Raw genomic sequence first — 14,405 nt, forward strand, 5'->3', positions numbered from 1 at the left:
CCGGCGGCCAGCGCGACATTAGGCAGATTCGGCCGGCCCGTCTGCGGCTTTCTGGCGGCGGGCGCGCCCTAGCCGGCGAACAGCGGCACCGGCTCCGGCTGGTCGGGCAGCAGCCGCATCCGCTCGTCCGGGAACGGTGCCGCCAGCGCGGCCGCTTCCGGCCAGGGCGCCTGCAGCCACCGCTCGAAGGCCGCCGCATCGGCCAGCAGCACCGGCATCGCCTTGGGATGGATCGGGGCGACGACGCCGTTCGGTTCCGTGGTCAGGATCGAGAACAGCCGGTGCGTCCCCTGCTCCTTGCCGCGCATGCCGCTCCATTCGCGCCAGATGCCGGCGAAGGCAAAGGGCCTGGCGCGGCCGTCGTCGTCGGTTTCGCGCAGCGCGAACCAGCGCTTGGCCTTGGCGCCGACCTCCCCCTCGTATTCGCAGAAGGCGGTCGCCGGCACCAGGCAGCGCTGCGCCGGCCTGGCCAGCCAGCTGCGCCAGAACGGGCTGTCGAGGTTGCGCACATTGGTCACCGGGCGCCTGGCCGATGCCGGCGGCGGAAAGCCCCACCGCATCATCTCGGCCGTGCGACCGTCGCCGTCGCCGTGCACGACCGGCGCCAACTGGTCGGGATAGACGCCGTCGAGCAGCGGCAGGTTGCCCAGCCTGTCGTCGGCGATCCCGAACAGCCGCCGCATCGCCTGCTGCGACGTCTCGATCCGGTAGAGATTGCACAAGGCCGCCTCCGCTGCGGTGCCGCCCGCGCCGAGGCCGGGCCTGCGCCGCAACCTAAGGCGCGCGGGCAGCGCTGCAAAGGGTCGTGCGGAGGCCGCGGCGGGTCGGCCGGCCGGCGGTGCGCGCCATCGGCGGACGCGGTCGGGTCGCCTATCGGGCCTCGATCGGCAGGCCTCGATCCGCCCAGTCCTTGAACGCCCCCAGGTTGCGCACGTCGCGGTAGCCCATCTCCAGCAGCGCCTTGCCGCCCAGCGCCGAACGCCCACCGGACGCACAGTACAGGATGATGGTCTTGTCGGGATCGAACGCCGGGTCGTGATAGGGCGTCGCCGCGTCGGCGCGGAACTCCAGCATCCCGCGCGAGACGTTCAGCGCGCCGGCGATCTTGCCGGTCTGCGCCACCTCTTCGGCATCGCGGACGTCGACGAACAGCACGTCCTCCTGGCCGTGCAGGCGCGCAGCGTCCTGCGCCCCGATCGCCGGCACCTCAACCCGCGCCGCGGCAACGGCCTCCATGATCGACTTGGTCATGACTATCCTCACTGTCTGACGATTCACTTGCCGGCTAGTATCCACCGACGTTCGGCAGATAGGGCCGCATTGGGGGGCGTGCCATGCCCGCCGCACCGGCTCTCCTGCCCCAGGCTCCAACAAGTGGCTGAAACCGGCATGGACCTCTTGTCCGACGTTCTGCAGAGCCTTCGCATCGCGGCGGCAATCTTTCTGCGCGGCGAGTTCTCCAGCCCGTGGGGCGTGGCCACCCCGGATACCGCCTCGGTCGGCCGCATGCTCCGGCCTGTCGCGCGCCGCCTGCTGGTGTTCCACATCGTCGCCAGCGGAAGCTGCTGGATCCGGCTGGACAACGGCACGACCGCGCGGGTCGAGGCGCCAGGCGTGCTGCTGGTGCCGCAGGGACATGCCCATCTGCTGGCCGATTGCGAAGGCCGCCGCTGCCAGCGGATGACCGAATTGCTGCCGCCCCCGCCCTGGACCCGATTCCCGGTCCTGAGCCATGGCGGTGGCGGGAGCGCCACACGGATCCTCTGCGGCTACCTCGACATCGCCAACGCGGCCTGCGTCCCGCTGCTGGACGAACTGCCGGACCTGATCGCCATCGGGGCCACCGACCGCGGCCCGCAGGCCGGGCTGGCACCGGTGCTGGAATACACGGTCCGCGAGGCGGAAGCGGTGAAGCCCGGCGCCGCCTCGCTGGTCTTCCGGATGGCGGAGCTGTTCTTCGTCGAGGTGCTGCGCCACTACGTCGCGACCGCACCGGGCGGCGACAGGGGCTGGCTGGCTGCACTGCGCGACCCGGTGGTTGCCCGCGCCCTCCACCTGCTGCACCAGGATCCCGCACGCGACTGGAGCGTGGACACGCTGGCGCAGGCGGTGGCGTCCTCGCGGTCGGCGCTTGCCGGCCGCTTCACCGCGCGGCTGGGCTGCAGCCCGATGCGCTATCTGACGCGCTGGCGCGTCCAACTCGCGGCCAAGCAGATCGCCGACCAGGGCTTGTGCATCGCCGCCGCCGCCGCCGCGGTCGGCTACGAATCGGAATCGGCCTTCCACCGGGCGTTCAAGCGCGAGTTCGGCCAGACGCCCGCCGCCTGGCGGCGGCAGGGCGGGGCGGCCCTCCCTCAGCCCGGCGGGTGAAGCTGAGGAATCGGCCGGGTGAAGGTACGCCGGCCCGCCTTGTAGCCGCACAGCGGCTGAGCCAGTTCCGCCACCGCGGTGGCCGGGTCTGACGCATCCAGCACCACGATGTCGGCCGGCGCGCCGACGGCGACACCGTAGTCGCCCAGGTTCATCAGCCGGGCCGAGCGGGCGCTGACCATCGCCAGGCACTCCGCCATCTCCGCCGGCGTGCCCAGCTGGGCCACATTGGCGAACAGGTTGGCCATGCGGATCAGCGAGGCGTCGCCGAACGGGGTGAAGGCGTTGAGCACGTTGTTGGTCGACAGCGAGCAGTTGACGCCGTGGGCGAGCAGCCGGTGCGCCGGCGCCACCCCCCTGGGGATGGCGTGGTCGCGCTCACGGCCGATCAGGAACAGGTCGGTCGACGGCAGCACGGTGACGGCGACGCCGGCATCGGCCAGCCGCCGCGCCGTCGCGGCAAACCGCTCCGGCTCCAGGAAGGCCAGCTTGGTGACGTGACCGATGGCGACCCGGCCGCCCCAGCCATGGGCGTCGGCCTGACGGCAGACATGGTCGGCATCCAGCGACGCGGCGTCGGCGCTGAGGTCCAGGTGCATGTCGATGTCGGCGTCGAAATCGCGGGCGATCGCGAATACGCGGTCGATCTGGCCGTGCGGGTCGCTGTCGGTGTAGGGCGCGGCGCCGACCACGCGGGCGCCGTCGGACAGCGCGGCACGCATCAGCGCCTCGGTGCCCGGGTTGTTGAGCAGGCCTTCCTGCGGGAACACGCAGATCTCGACATCCACCGCCCAGCCATGGTCGGCGGCAGCGGCCTTCACGCCGGCAAAGCCGGTCAGGCCGATGACCGGGTCGACCTCGACATGGGTGCGGATGCGCATGGTGCCGTTGACGATGCACTTGCGCAGCGTGCGGCCGGCGCGCTCGGCCACGTCGGCGGCGGTGAAGCCGCGCTTGGCGGCCGCGACCTGGGCGACCGCCTCGGCCAGGGTGCCTTCGCGCACCGCCACCCGATCCATGATGCAGGACTTGTCGAGGTGCAGGTGAGTCTCGACCAGCCCGGGGACCACCAGCCGTCCGCCGAGGTCCAGGCTTTCGCCATCCGCCGCCAGCGCGGGCGCGATCGCGGCGATGCGGCCGTCGGCAATGCCGATGTCGACCGGCCGGCCCGGGCCTTCCGCCTTAATGGCGTTGCGCAGGATCAGGTCCATCCCTCGGCCCGGCCTCCCTCGCCCGGCAAGCCTCGATGCCGGGCGCCACGACGGACGGCGCCCGGCCAAGGCCTATTGGCCATGCATGTGCCGTTCCATGTCCTCGACGCCGGCGCCCGGCCGCAGGATCGGCACATCGACGGTCAGCGTACCGGCATGTTCGAACACCAGCGTCAGCGTCAGCATCCCGCCCTCCTGCAGCGGTCCGTGCAGGTCCAGCAGCATCACATGCATGCCGCCAGGCGCCAGCGTCGCGGCACCATGTGCCGGCACCGGCACGCCATCGGCAAGGGGTGTCATCTGCATGACGCCGTCGTTCATCGCCATGGTGTGCAGCTCGACCCGCCCGGCGGCCGGCGAGCTGGCGGCGACCAGCCGGTCGTCGGCGTCGCCGGCGTTGGCGATGGACAGGTAGGCGGCGCTGGTCGCCACCACGCTGGCGCGGGCGAAGGCGCCGGAGACGGTCAGGTCGCCGACCTGCATCCCGTCCATCGCCATCGGGCCGTGGTCGCCGTGCGGATGGTCGCCGCCGGTCGGCTCGGAGACCGTCAACAGCGGGGCGGGATGGCCGAGGGCATGCGCGTCTTCACCGTCTGCCGGAATCTCCACCCAGGCGACCTCTCCGTTGGCGCAAAGCTGCGTGGTCGGGAACGCGAGCCGCGTGCCGGCCGGCAGATCGCCGACCTGCCCACGGAAGACGAACTCGTCGTAGAACGCGTCGGGCAGGTCGCCGCCGGACCAGGTCAGCACGCGGGGACCCTCGGTCATCGCGTCGCCGTGGTTGTCGAAGGGCTGCGCATAAGCCCCGATCGTGATGTCGAGCGTCCAGCCGGCCTTCGGCATCGGCTTGGCCGCATAGAAGCCGTCGGGCAACTCGACGCGGACGGTGTGCGTCGCCTCGCCGTCGCAGCCATGGGGAATGCGCAGCACCGCGCGATAGGTGCTGCCAGCAGGCGCCTCGGTCGTCTCCAGCGAGGCATGCGCGTGCGCGAGTCCGGTCCCGGCGAGCACCGCCGCGCCGAGACCAAGGGCCAGGCGGCCCTGGATTGAGAACATGGACCATCTCCGTTCGATCGCAATGCGAGCAACGCCCCCCTGTGCGGGCGGCGTCGGTTCAGCCAACCGACGGGACGAACGGGGGATCCCTTGCGCCGACTCGGCACGGCGCCGAGTCGACGAGTCGCGTTGATTCCGGCCGCGCGGATGCCGCCGGCACCGGCAAGGGCACGGGCACGAATGGCGCGTCGGGCAACAGCGCCGCCGCGGCCGGCAGACGCAGGCAACAGGACAGGCAGTCGTGAGCCGCGGTGCGGCCGGCCGGTGCCGGCTGGCCGGATGCGGGACGGCCCTGGCCGTCGAGCACGACCGTTCGCAGGCCCTCGGGCGTGCACAGCACCGCCGTGCGGCCCTCGGCGGCAGCCGGCACGCTGGCATGCGCATAGCCGACCGATGCGACCTGCAGCAGCGATGCCAGCAGCGCGAGGCAAAGGCCGAGGATGTGCCGGCCGCGCCGTCTCCTTCCCGCCATGCCTGTTGCCGCCAAGGTCGTGCTCCGCCGTGTCACGCGGCCGCCACGCTGCCGCAGGAACCGCCCGCGCGGCAATCCGGCTGAGCGACCTGCGACAGTAGGTCCGCCCGCCGGCACGTGCCTTCGCCCGATCGGAGCCTGCTGCATCCGCCTGCCGATCGTGGCATATGCTTCGGCGCAGATCCGCACGGGGCGGCGAAGGGGAGACCACATGCGCTGGGGATTGATCGGGGGCGGCAAGGGCAGCCAGATCGGCGGGGCACACCGGATGGCGTCGAGGCTGGACGGCCTGTTCGTACCGACCGCCGCCGCGCTGGACGTCGACCCGCAACGCGGCCGCGACTATGCGATCGAGGTCGGCTTCGATCCGGCCCGGTCCTACGGCACCTGGCAGGAGCTGCTGGCCGCCGAATCGCAGCGGCCCGCCGGCGAGCGGCTGGACCTGGTCACCGTCGCCACGCCCAACGTCACCCACTACGCGATCAGCCGCGCCCTGCTGGAGGCCGGCTTCAACGTGCTGTGCGAGAAGCCGCTGACCATGACCGTGGAGGAAGCGGAGGAGCTGGGGCGGATCGCCGCCGCCGGCAACGCGATCCTCGGCGTCAACTTCGGCTATTCCGGCTACCCGATGGCGATCCAGGCGCGCGAGATGATCCGGCGCGGCGATCTCGGCGACTTCCGGGTCGTCGTGGTCGAGTTCGCCTTCGGCTGGCATGCCGCCGGCGACGACGCCGACAATCCGCGGGTGCGCTGGCGTTACGACCCGGCCCAGGCCGGGATCAGCTCCATTGTCGCCGACGTCGGCAGCCACGCCTTCCAGATGGCGCAGTTCCTGTCCGGCCGGCGTGTCACCGGCCTGTCCGCGGACTTCGCCCATTGCGTCGCCCACCGCCGGCTGGAAGACGACGCGCTGATCGCGTTCCGGCTCGAGGGCGGGGCGGTCGGGCGCCTGTGGGTCAGCGCAGTTGCCACCGGCCAGATCCACGGCTTCGGCATCCGCGTGTTCGGCTCCAAGGGCGGTCTGCGCTGGCAGCAGGAACAGCCGAACCAGCTGACCTGGTCGCCGATCGGCGAGCCGACCCGCACCCTGGAGCGCAGCGACGCCGGCCTCTATCCCGAATCCGACGCCGGCGCGCGCATCACCGTCGGCCATCCGGAGGGCTTCGTCGGCGCTTTCGCCAACATATACAAGGGCCTGCATCGGGCGATCCGCCAGGCCAGGGGCGAGGCGGTCGACGGGCCGGCGCTCGGCTTCCCGCCCGTGCAGGACGGCATCGATGCCGTCCGCCTGGTCCACGCCGCCGTCAGGTCCGCGGAACTGCGCGGCGCCTGGGTCGACCCGCAGACGATCCAGCCGATGTAGCGCTCGCGCCTGCTGCCCCGCATCAACGCCGCAGGCAGCAACGAGGCATGGCCCCTAGTCGTGCATCCGCGCGCCCTTGGTGATCTTGTCGACGACCTTGCGGTCCTCGCGCAGGGCGAGGCCGACGAGGTTGAGCGCGTCCGTCGGATGTTGCCGCACGGCCGCCCGGTTGGCTGCGTCGTGGCCGGTTGCGAACATGTCCTCGATATAGATCGCCAGTTCCGCGCCGCGCTCGAGCGCGCGGCGGTGGATCTTGGCAAGGCCGGCGCCGTCGGTGGTCAGCACGATCATCGGCTGGACGATCAAGGGGCTGTAAGTCACGCCGCTGGCGTCCTCGTAGCGTTCGCCCAGCAGGCTGCTGTCGCCGCCGAGCACGCCGCTGGTCAGGAATGCGGTGACGTTCAGCTTCTGCCAGACCAGCAGGTCGTCGCGAACGACGATGGCGATCTTGGTGTCAAACATCCCCGCCCCAATGCCGTTCGCTCCCCAGCCGCCGCAACGTCCGCAGGAACGCCTCCGCTCCCTCGCCGATGGCCGCGCCGGCCTCGCCGTTCAGCCGATCCATCTGCGCATCCAGTTCGGGCAGAAGGTTCCGCGCCCGCGGCGTCGCCGCAATCAGCCGGATGCGGCGGTCGTTCGGATCGAAGCGCCGCTCGATCAGGCCTGCGGCCTCGAGCCGGTCGATGACGCCGGTCACGCTGGCGCTGTCAAGCACCAGCCGCACACCGATCTCCGCCCCTGCGATCCCGCCGGCAACCGGCAGCACCTTGAGCACGGCGTACTGGACCGGCGTCACGCCGTGCGGCGCCAGCAGGTCGCGCGCCCGGCGCGCGACCTGCTGCGCCGCCTTGCCGATCAGAAAGCTGATGCAGTCCTCGACGCGCTCCACGCCGGCGCCTCCCAGGTATCTTGCATTTCATTTACTCGTGTACAAGAGAGTTAGCCACAAGGAAATCGGCATGGCGGGCATCCGCGTGACCGCCGGCCCGCCCGGTCGTTGCAGGCGCGCTGAGTCTAGCCGCGCTGCAGCAGGACGGCGGCATAGCCGCCGGCGCCTTCGCGCTTGTAGGTGTCGTAGAACACGTAGTCGTCGCACCAGCCGCTATCCAGGACGGTCGTCCGGGGAAAGGCGTCGGCGAACAACCCGACGAGATAGCGGCCGCTCAACGGCCCGTCGTCGGTGGCCTCCTCCGGCGGGAAGGTGTGCAGCATCACCGTGTGGCGCACGGCGGCGCAGACGTGGCGGGCATAGTTGGCACAGACCTCGGGGCTCATCTCGGCAAAGGAGGCGGCATTGAGCCCGACGTCGACCTCGCCTGCGAGACGGGCGATCTGCCATGGCGCCAGCTGGTACACGCGCCGCTCCGGGGCCGGCGGAAGCGTCAGGTCGATGCGGTCGAGATCGCGGGTCTGGCGATAGTCGACGACCGTCAGGCCCGGGATCGCCTTGAGGAACTGGGTCGCGACGTAGAGCACCGGCGGGATGTCGACGTTGACCACCAGCCGCAGCTCCGGGTTCAGCGCGAAGTGCGCCAGTGTGGAGAACCCGAGCCCGGGGCCGATTTCCAGGATCGACCCGACCGCGCTGCGGTCAACCGAGCGGTAGAGATCGACCGCCCGGCTGACATACTGCACCCAGGCGGCGCTGACGGCCCTGCCGCGCCAGATGAAGGTGTCGTCGCCCCCGCCGGCATCCATGCCGGCGGGCGGCTCGAAGTGGTCGACCGTGTCGGCGATGCGATCCAGCATCATCCGCGCATGCGACTTGTTGGCCGACAGCTTGGACCGATGCTGGCCGAGCAGCAGGTGCTCGTATTCGCCGACGATCCTGCGCACGACGGGCAGTGTGGCGATCCGGTCCCACATCAGCCGCTTGAACCGGCCGTGCGGCATGGCCGGCCTGGGCAGCCCGCCCTCGGTGAAGCCGCTGAGGATGTCCTGGTTGGAGCGGAAGTCGGCCAGGCCGACCCGCCTGAGCTCGCGGTCGATCCGGCGCGCATAGTCGCGCCACTTCGCCTGCGGCTGCCACACGCCGGACTGGCGCTCGGCGTCACGCATCATCAGGTCGAGCAAGTCCGGGTCGTCATCGACCGAATGTTGCTGCGGTTTCATGGCCAGCGGACTGTCGCCTGTCATGTTCGGGATCGTGCCGACGCGGCCGCGCGGCATCCGTCGGAAGGGCTCGGCGAGTCAGCGCAAGCGGTCGCCGATGCGCATGTTCCCGGCCGGACCTGCGTTTGGCAAGCGCGATGCCGGCCGCCTCCGCAGTGCCACGACCCGGAGGCCGCACCATCCGGACCGGTCACTGCGGCTCCCATCCGGCGAGATAGCGGTCGATGGCGGTGTGGTCGGCGTCGGGGCCGAGGCTGCGCGACGCCTGCTCCCACAGCGCGGCGGCGCGCTCGATGTCGTCGAGGGCGAGGCCGAGGCTGGCGGCCAGATCGGCCGCGGTGCGGATGTCCTTGGCCATCAGCGCCATCGAGAAGCCGGACGCATAGTTCCGCGGCAGGACGAAGGGCTTGAGCTTTCGTTCCGTGGAGTTGTTGCGGCCGGTGGAGCTGTTGAGCACGTCGACCGCCGTCTCCGGCTCGAGCCCAAAGGCGCGGGCGACACGGAGCGCCTCGCAGGCGGCGACCAGACCTGCGGCGGAGACGTAGTTGTTCAGCGCCTTCATCGCGTGGCCCGAGCCAAGCGGACCGGTGCGGAACACCGTGCCCATGCAGTCGAACAGGGGCTGTGCCCTGTCGATGTCGCGCGCCTCGCCGCCGGCCATGATCGCCAGCGTGCCGTCGACCGCGCGCGGCACCCCGCCGGACACGGGTGCGTCGATCAGCGCGATGCCGCGGCCGGCAAGCCGGTCGCCGAGCGCGCGCGTGCGCAGCGGCGCCGACGAGCTCATGTCGACGACCAGCGCTCCGGCGGCAAGCGCATCGGCGGCGGCACCGGTCCCGACCAGCGCGTCGGCGACGACGCCGGCGTCCGGCAGCATGGTGACAAGGACCGCCGTCCCTTCGGCGGCCGCGCGCGGGTCGGCGAAGGCGGCGCCGCCCGCTCCGGCGAAGGCGGCTCGGCGGGATTCGGCAAGATCGGCGCCGCGCACGTCGAAGCCCGCGGCGACCAGGCGCCCGGCCATCGGCAGGCCCATCCGGCCGAGGCCGACGAAGCCGACCGCAGGGCGGGCGGGCTCAGCCAAGGCCCATCTCCTTCACCACCTCGCCCGCCAGCCGGAACGCCTCCATCGCCGCCGGCACGCCGCAATAGGTGCCGATCTGGATGCAGATCTCCTGCAGCTCCGGCACGGTGATGCCGTTGTTCAGCGCGCCGCGGACATGGGCCTTGAACTCGTGCGGCCGGTTCAACGCGGCGATCATGCCGAGGTTGAGGATCGAGCGGCTGCGCCGGTCGAGTCCCTCCCGGTTCCAGGTCGCGTCCCAGCACCACTCCGTGGTCAGCTCCTGCACCGGCCAGGAGAAGTCGGTCGCGTTGTCCAGCGCGCGGTCGACATAGGCGTCGCCGAGCACCGCGCGGCGGGTCTTCAGTCCGCGCTCGAACCGTTCCGATCTCTGTTGTCGTTCCGCCATGTCGCCCTCCCTGCGTTCGTACTGACCACGGAGCGAGTGTACCCGCCGGGCGGCCGGGGCGGGAGAGCGGACCGACCCGGGCAGGCCGGGCCGGCTGCGCGACCGAAACGCCGCCCTGCCCGTCAGGCCAGCTTGAAGCCCTCGATCACGCGGGTGGCCTGCCAGCAGGGCAGGGTCTCGACCTTCTCGATCATCCAGCGGGCAAGGTTCGGATGGCGATCGAGCGGCAGCCGCTGCCATTCATGCAAGTGCATCGGTGCCGCAACGGCGATGTCGGCGATGGTCGGTCCGGCGCCGCACAGCCAGCCGCCGCCGCGCAGCCGATCGTCCAGAATGCCGGCCAGCTTGTGGAAGTTGTCGGCCTCACTGGCGAGCACGGCCGGGTCGGGCGCGCCGCCCAGCAACGGCTTCACGCAGTTCTCGACCAGATAGACGTAACAGGACGGGAACCACGACCCGGCCTCCCACAGCAGCCAGCGATTGACGTCGGCGCGGGCGGCCAGGGCGGTCGGATAGGCGTCGGCGCGGCCGAGCTTGTCGGCGGCATACTGCAGGATCGCGTTTGATTCCCACAGCACGAGGTCGCCGTCCCTGAAGGCCGGCAATGCGGCGTTCGGGTTGATGGCGCGGAAGGCGTCGCTCTTCTGCTCGCCGGCGAAATAGTCGACCTTGTGCAGCGTGTAGTCGGCACCCATCAGCTTCAGGCCGGCGATGACCTTGCGGCAGTTGACGGTGATCGGATCGGCATAGACGTCCACGGGCATCTCCTCCTGTTTTCGCCCGCGCGACGTGCGATGAGACGTCGCAAAGGCCTGTTTTCACAGCAGATCCTTGCGGTTCCGCTGTGTGTTTTGCGCCCGGACTCTAGCACAGCGGATCGTTTCGATCATCGCGCTGGACCCGCCGCGTATCGCACCCATAATTGATGCGAGAAGTGGCGCCGCCGGCGCGGTCGCCACGGCATGCACATGCGGGAATCGGGACGGACGCCATGGGACTGGCAGCGACAACGGCAACCGAGGCGGTACGGACGGGGTCGTTCAAGTATCTGAAGCCGACGGTGGCGCATTCGCTGTATCGCAACGGCAAGGTGCTGACCCGCCGCGACCGCGACGGCAGCGACGCCACGTGGGAGGGCGTCGACCTGGAAAGCCGGCAGATGCCGGTGCACGACGCGCGCGCCCTTGCCGCCGGTGCGCGCCCGACGTTGGCCGACGCGGGCTTTCACATGCTGCCGAGCCTCCTGCCCGACCCCGGCCTGGATTTCTTCGATCACGAAGCGGTCGTGCGCGACTACTACCCGCATTGCGCCGAGATCGTGCGCGAGGCGAGCGGCGCCAGCCTGGTGGCGGCGTTCGACCACAACGTGCGCTCGGCGGTCGGCAAGAACAGCAAGCGGCGCATCGCCGGCGGCCAGCAGGTCCAGGGTCCGGCCCATGTGGTGCACGGCGACTACACCCTGACCAGCGCACCGCAGCGGCTGCGCGACCTGACCCGGCCGTCGGGCGCCAACGACACGCTGCGCACGGTGTTGCGCGAGGGCGAGGCGCTGCTGGACAAGGACGCCGTCGCGCGGGCGCTCGACGGCGGCCGCTTCGCCATCATCAACCTGTGGCGCAACATCGCCGCCGAGCCGGTCGCGACCAATCCGCTCGCCCTGTGCGACGCGGCCAGCGTGCAGCCCGAGGACCTGGTGGTGTTCGAGATCCATTACCAGGACCGCATCGGCGAGAACTACTTCGCCAAGCACGCCGACCGGCACCGCTGGTATCTCTACCCCGGCCTGACCCGCGACGAGGCGCTGCTGATCAAGCAGTGGGATTCCGACGGCGAGCTGGCGCGCAGCAAGGGTGCGCAGGGCGACGCGGCCGGCAGCGGCCGGCCGTGCACCTTCAGCTTCCACAGCGCGTTCGAGGACCCGACCACGCCGCCGGACGCGCCGGACCGCTGGAGCATCGAGGTGCGCTGCGCGGTGCTGTACGACTGAGCGGCCGTTTCGGGCCATTGCAACAGCGACGGAAAGGCAGGCCGCATGCTCGCACCCGACGGACGCGTGGTGATGATCTCCGGCGCCAACCGCGGCATCGGCCGCGCCGTGGCCGAAGCGCTGCATGCTGCCGGCTATTCGCTGAGCCTTGGCGCGCGCGATCCGGCGTCGCTCGATGCGGTGACCGCGGGTTGGCCGGCCGACCGGGTGCTCGCCGCGCACTACGACGCCGAGGATCGGGAAAGCCACCGGCAGTGGGTCGCCGACACGGTGTCCCGGTTCGGGCGGATCGACGGGCTGGTCAACAATGCCGGCATTGCCGTGCGCGTCACCGTCGAGGACGAGCGCGACGAGGAGCTGGACCGGATGTGGGCGGTCAACGTCAAGGGACCGCTGTCGATGATACGCACCGCGCTGCCGCACCTGCGCAAGAGCGGCGCCGGGCGCATCGTCAACGTCTGCTCGATCGCCGGCAAGGCCGTCTACAACAACAACGCCGGCTATGCGATGAGCAAGTTCGCCGCCGTGGCGCTGTCGCACGCCACCCGGCGGGCCGGCTGGGACGACGGCGTGCGCTGCACCGCACTGTGCCCCGGTTTCGTCGCCACCGACATGACCGCCGACGTGGCAACCTTCCCGCATGACCGGATGATGGAACCGGGCGACATCGCGGCGGTGGTGACGATGCTGATCGGCCTGTCCAACACCGCTTCGATCGCCGAGCTGGTGATCAACTGCCGCGACGACGTGACGATGTAGACCGCAGAGTTCCCGCCGATCCGGTTTGACAAGCGCGTGCGTGCATCCTACCGTTAACTCAGCGCCGATTTGAGCAGCAGCTTGCGGGCGCTTTACAAATGCAGCTAAAGCGTTGGGACCAACCGCCCGGCGAAGGCTGCGGCGGTTTTTTGTCGTGCCTCGGGCACCCGTCGCAACCCAACGTCCGGCGCTTTGACTTCCAGCTTGCCCGGCCGGCGCGCGCGCCCGCCGCGCTAAAGAGGAGACGAGGGATGAGCGACGACCTGCGCCAACTGATCGGGGAAACCCAGGACGCCTTCCGTGCCGAGCCTGCCAAGGCCCAGGCGCGGTTCGAATCCGTATCGCTGCTCAAGGACGGCCTGCGGTCCGAGGTGCGGTTGCGCGACCACCGGCTGACGGTGGACGAGCCGCAGCAGCTCGGCGGCACCGACGCCGGCCCGAATCCGGTCGAGCTCATCCTCGCCGCGCTCGGCACCTGCCAGGAGATCACCTACAAGGCTTACGCCACCGCGCTGGGCATCCCGCTCGATTCCGTCTCGGTCAAGCTCGAGGGCGATCTCGACCTGCGCGGCTTCTTTGCGGTGAAGGACGACGTGAGGCCCGGCTACCAGGCCATCCGCGGCACCGTCCGGATCGAGTCCGGCGCCAGCCCGGAGGCACTTGCCCAGTTGCGCGACGTGGTCAACGCCCACTGCCCGGTGCTGGACATCATCAGCAACCCGGTGCCGGTGAAGCTGGACCTCGAGCTGGCCCAGCCCGCCGTCGCGGCCGAGTGAGCCACAAAGGGCGGCGGCGCGCGATCCCGCTGCCGCCCACTACCGGTTACGTGAACAGTGTGATGCCGTTGACGTCGGCGTCGTAATTCTCGAGCACGAACAGCACGTGCCAGGCTGAATCGAACACCAGCGTGTTGCCGCCGACGACCGCATAAGCGGTGCCGAAGACCTGATCCACGAATTCGAAATCGTGGATGATGTCCGGCGTTCCATCGACGATATTGCCCAGTTGCGCGATGGTGTGGAACTTGTCGGCACCGGCGCCGCCCCACATCTCGTTGGCGCCGAGCCCGCCGAGCAGGAATCGTCACCGTCACCGCCGTACAGCTTGTCGTTGCCCGGGCCGCCTTCCAGGATGTCGTTACCGGCACCGCCGAAAAGGACGTCGTCGCCGGGATTGCCGAAGTTGGGAAATTCATTCATTTGCGATACGTCATTGTAGTCGCCGTAGATGTAGTCGTCGCCGTCGCCGCCGTAGATGACGTCGTCCTCGCCGTTGCCGGACAACGTATCGGCCCCGCCCTTGCCGTAGATGACATCGGCTCGATCGCTGCCGCCGATGAAATCGCCTCCCTCGGTTCCGTTGATCACATTGGTCCACCAGTCCCGCACCACGAAACCGGGGTTAAGCTTGGCACGTGAGTCGAGGATCGAAACGTCGGAATAGGAGCGCTGCATGGCATCCTCCGATAGCTGATTGCGTGTATTGCTGTAGTCGCCGAACACCGAGGGTCCGGTTCATCGCACTGCACGAACAGCATTCGCCTACGCGCCGCGCCCCCCGCGAGGTCAAATACGGCGCCTTGCGGAACCGCGACGGCACACACGGC

At 70.3% G+C, this 14,405-nt stretch carries 17 protein-coding genes and 1 riboswitch; of the genes, 5 read left to right on the top strand and 12 right to left on the bottom strand.

The features are described from left to right. Positions 1–68 precede the first annotated feature (68 nt). Together R3F55_19830 and R3F55_19835 are read right to left on the bottom strand one after the other, a co-directional pair. Positions 69–722, bottom strand: coding sequence for an SOS response-associated peptidase family protein (locus tag R3F55_19830; GenBank protein ID MEZ5669645.1), 654 nt, complete (start codon positions 720–722; stop codon positions 69–71). A gap of 148 nt (positions 723–870) precedes the next feature. Further along, positions 871–1,251 (bottom strand): rhodanese-like domain-containing protein, encoded by a 381-nt coding sequence (locus R3F55_19835; GenBank protein ID MEZ5669646.1) that lies wholly within the window; start codon positions 1,249–1,251, stop codon positions 871–873. 138 nt (positions 1,252–1,389) lie between these two features. Here R3F55_19835 and R3F55_19840 point away from each other — a divergent pair, with 138 nt between their 5' ends. Beyond that, positions 1,390–2,370 carry an AraC family transcriptional regulator gene (locus tag R3F55_19840; protein ID MEZ5669647.1) on the top strand — a complete coding sequence of 327 codons (981 nt, stop codon included), beginning with the start codon at positions 1,390–1,392 and terminating at the stop codon, positions 2,368–2,370. On the opposite strand, the gene R3F55_19845 is transcribed toward R3F55_19840, so the two are convergent. The 3 genes from R3F55_19845 to R3F55_19855 all read right to left on the bottom strand — a co-directional run bounded on the left by R3F55_19845 (position 2,355) and on the right by R3F55_19855 (position 5,256). Next, on the bottom strand, positions 2,355–3,581 hold the full coding sequence (locus tag R3F55_19845) for an amidohydrolase family protein (GenBank protein MEZ5669648.1): 1,227 nt from the start codon (positions 3,579–3,581) through the stop codon (positions 2,355–2,357). The genes R3F55_19840 and R3F55_19845 overlap by 16 nt on opposite strands. A 72-nt stretch (positions 3,582–3,653) precedes the next feature. After that, positions 3,654–4,637, bottom strand: coding sequence for a DUF1775 domain-containing protein (locus R3F55_19850; GenBank protein ID MEZ5669649.1), 984 nt, complete (start codon positions 4,635–4,637; stop codon positions 3,654–3,656). 58 nt (positions 4,638–4,695) lie between these two features. Further along, the gene (locus R3F55_19855) at positions 4,696–5,256 is read right to left on the bottom strand and encodes a hypothetical protein (protein MEZ5669650.1); all 561 of its coding nucleotides are present in this window, start codon (positions 5,254–5,256) and stop codon (positions 4,696–4,698) included. 64 nt (positions 5,257–5,320) lie between these two features. Between R3F55_19855 and R3F55_19860 the strand changes: the two genes are divergently transcribed. Further along, positions 5,321–6,472, top strand: coding sequence for a Gfo/Idh/MocA family oxidoreductase (locus tag R3F55_19860; protein ID MEZ5669651.1), 1,152 nt, complete (start codon positions 5,321–5,323; stop codon positions 6,470–6,472). 54 nt (positions 6,473–6,526) lie between these two features. Here R3F55_19860 and R3F55_19865 read toward each other — a convergent pair whose 3' ends face one another. The 6 genes from R3F55_19865 to R3F55_19890 all read right to left on the bottom strand — a co-directional run bounded on the left by R3F55_19865 (position 6,527) and on the right by R3F55_19890 (position 10,811). Continuing rightward, positions 6,527–6,934: a DUF2000 family protein gene (locus tag R3F55_19865; GenBank protein ID MEZ5669652.1), complete on the bottom strand. Its 408-nt coding sequence runs from the start codon at positions 6,932–6,934 to the stop codon at positions 6,527–6,529. Continuing rightward, positions 6,927–7,361 carry a MarR family transcriptional regulator gene (locus R3F55_19870; protein MEZ5669653.1) on the bottom strand — a complete coding sequence of 145 codons (435 nt, stop codon included), beginning with the start codon at positions 7,359–7,361 and terminating at the stop codon, positions 6,927–6,929. Before R3F55_19870 ends, R3F55_19865 begins: the two co-directional genes overlap by 8 nt. 125 nt (positions 7,362–7,486) lie before the next feature. Beyond that, the gene (locus R3F55_19875) at positions 7,487–8,608 is read right to left on the bottom strand and encodes a putative sugar O-methyltransferase (protein ID MEZ5669654.1); all 1,122 of its coding nucleotides are present in this window, start codon (positions 8,606–8,608) and stop codon (positions 7,487–7,489) included. 166 nt (positions 8,609–8,774) lie between these two features. Then, on the bottom strand, positions 8,775–9,665 hold the full coding sequence (locus tag R3F55_19880) for an NAD(P)-dependent oxidoreductase (GenBank protein MEZ5669655.1): 891 nt from the start codon (positions 9,663–9,665) through the stop codon (positions 8,775–8,777). Beyond that, complete coding sequence (locus R3F55_19885) at positions 9,658–10,053, bottom strand: carboxymuconolactone decarboxylase family protein (protein ID MEZ5669656.1); 396 nt, start codon at positions 10,051–10,053, stop codon at positions 9,658–9,660. The genes R3F55_19880 and R3F55_19885 overlap by 8 nt, the downstream gene beginning before the upstream one ends. Positions 10,054–10,175: 122 nt before the next feature. After that, entirely contained in the window at positions 10,176–10,811 is a 636-nt protein-coding gene (locus tag R3F55_19890; protein ID MEZ5669657.1) for a glutathione S-transferase family protein, read from the bottom strand. 233 nt (positions 10,812–11,044) lie between these two features. Here R3F55_19890 and R3F55_19895 point away from each other — a divergent pair, with 233 nt between their 5' ends. From R3F55_19895 to R3F55_19905, 3 genes are all read left to right on the top strand, one after another. Next, positions 11,045–12,040 carry a CmcJ/NvfI family oxidoreductase gene (locus tag R3F55_19895; protein ID MEZ5669658.1) on the top strand — a complete coding sequence of 332 codons (996 nt, stop codon included), beginning with the start codon at positions 11,045–11,047 and terminating at the stop codon, positions 12,038–12,040. Between the two features lie 45 nt (positions 12,041–12,085). After that, the gene (locus R3F55_19900; GenBank protein ID MEZ5669659.1) at positions 12,086–12,799 is read left to right on the top strand and encodes an SDR family NAD(P)-dependent oxidoreductase; all 714 of its coding nucleotides are present in this window, start codon (positions 12,086–12,088) and stop codon (positions 12,797–12,799) included. 51 nt (positions 12,800–12,850) lie between these two features. Next, a riboswitch (SAM riboswitch) is annotated at positions 12,851–12,927 on the top strand. Between the two features lie 123 nt (positions 12,928–13,050). Further along, positions 13,051–13,575 carry an OsmC family protein gene (locus R3F55_19905; protein MEZ5669660.1) on the top strand — a complete coding sequence of 175 codons (525 nt, stop codon included), beginning with the start codon at positions 13,051–13,053 and terminating at the stop codon, positions 13,573–13,575. A 39-nt stretch (positions 13,576–13,614) separates the two neighbouring features. On the opposite strand, the gene R3F55_19910 is transcribed toward R3F55_19905, so the two are convergent. Further along, a complete protein-coding gene (locus R3F55_19910) occupies positions 13,615–14,301 on the bottom strand; it encodes a calcium-binding protein (protein MEZ5669661.1) in 687 nt (228 codons plus the stop codon). Positions 14,302–14,405: the final 104 nt, after the last annotated feature.

Source organism: Alphaproteobacteria bacterium (assembly GCA_041396705.1).
Classification (GTDB): domain Bacteria; phylum Pseudomonadota; class Alphaproteobacteria; order CALKHQ01; family CALKHQ01; genus CALKHQ01.

What these genes read in the sequence shown, in the direction of transcription:
- R3F55_19850 (MEZ5669649.1), bottom strand. Translation starts at nt 4,637, where the DNA reads ATGTTCTCAATCCAGGGCCGCCTGGCCCTTGGTCTCGGCGCGGCGGTG.
- R3F55_19905 (MEZ5669660.1), top strand. Translation starts at nt 13,051, where the DNA reads ATGAGCGACGACCTGCGCCAACTGATCGGGGAAACCCAGGACGCCTTC.
- R3F55_19895 (MEZ5669658.1), top strand. Translation starts at nt 11,045, where the DNA reads ATGGGACTGGCAGCGACAACGGCAACCGAGGCGGTACGGACGGGGTCG.
- R3F55_19835 (MEZ5669646.1), bottom strand. Translation starts at nt 1,251, where the DNA reads ATGACCAAGTCGATCATGGAGGCCGTTGCCGCGGCGCGGGTTGAGGTG.
- R3F55_19900 (MEZ5669659.1), top strand. Translation starts at nt 12,086, where the DNA reads ATGCTCGCACCCGACGGACGCGTGGTGATGATCTCCGGCGCCAACCGC.
- R3F55_19855 (MEZ5669650.1), bottom strand. Translation starts at nt 5,256, where the DNA reads ATGCAGCAGGCTCCGATCGGGCGAAGGCACGTGCCGGCGGGCGGACCT.
- R3F55_19840 (MEZ5669647.1), top strand. Translation starts at nt 1,390, where the DNA reads ATGGACCTCTTGTCCGACGTTCTGCAGAGCCTTCGCATCGCGGCGGCA.
- R3F55_19875 (MEZ5669654.1), bottom strand. Translation starts at nt 8,608, where the DNA reads ATGACAGGCGACAGTCCGCTGGCCATGAAACCGCAGCAACATTCGGTC.
- R3F55_19885 (MEZ5669656.1), bottom strand. Translation starts at nt 10,053, where the DNA reads ATGGCGGAACGACAACAGAGATCGGAACGGTTCGAGCGCGGACTGAAG.
- R3F55_19845 (MEZ5669648.1), bottom strand. Translation starts at nt 3,581, where the DNA reads ATGGACCTGATCCTGCGCAACGCCATTAAGGCGGAAGGCCCGGGCCGG.
- R3F55_19865 (MEZ5669652.1), bottom strand. Translation starts at nt 6,934, where the DNA reads ATGTTTGACACCAAGATCGCCATCGTCGTTCGCGACGACCTGCTGGTC.
- R3F55_19860 (MEZ5669651.1), top strand. Translation starts at nt 5,321, where the DNA reads ATGCGCTGGGGATTGATCGGGGGCGGCAAGGGCAGCCAGATCGGCGGG.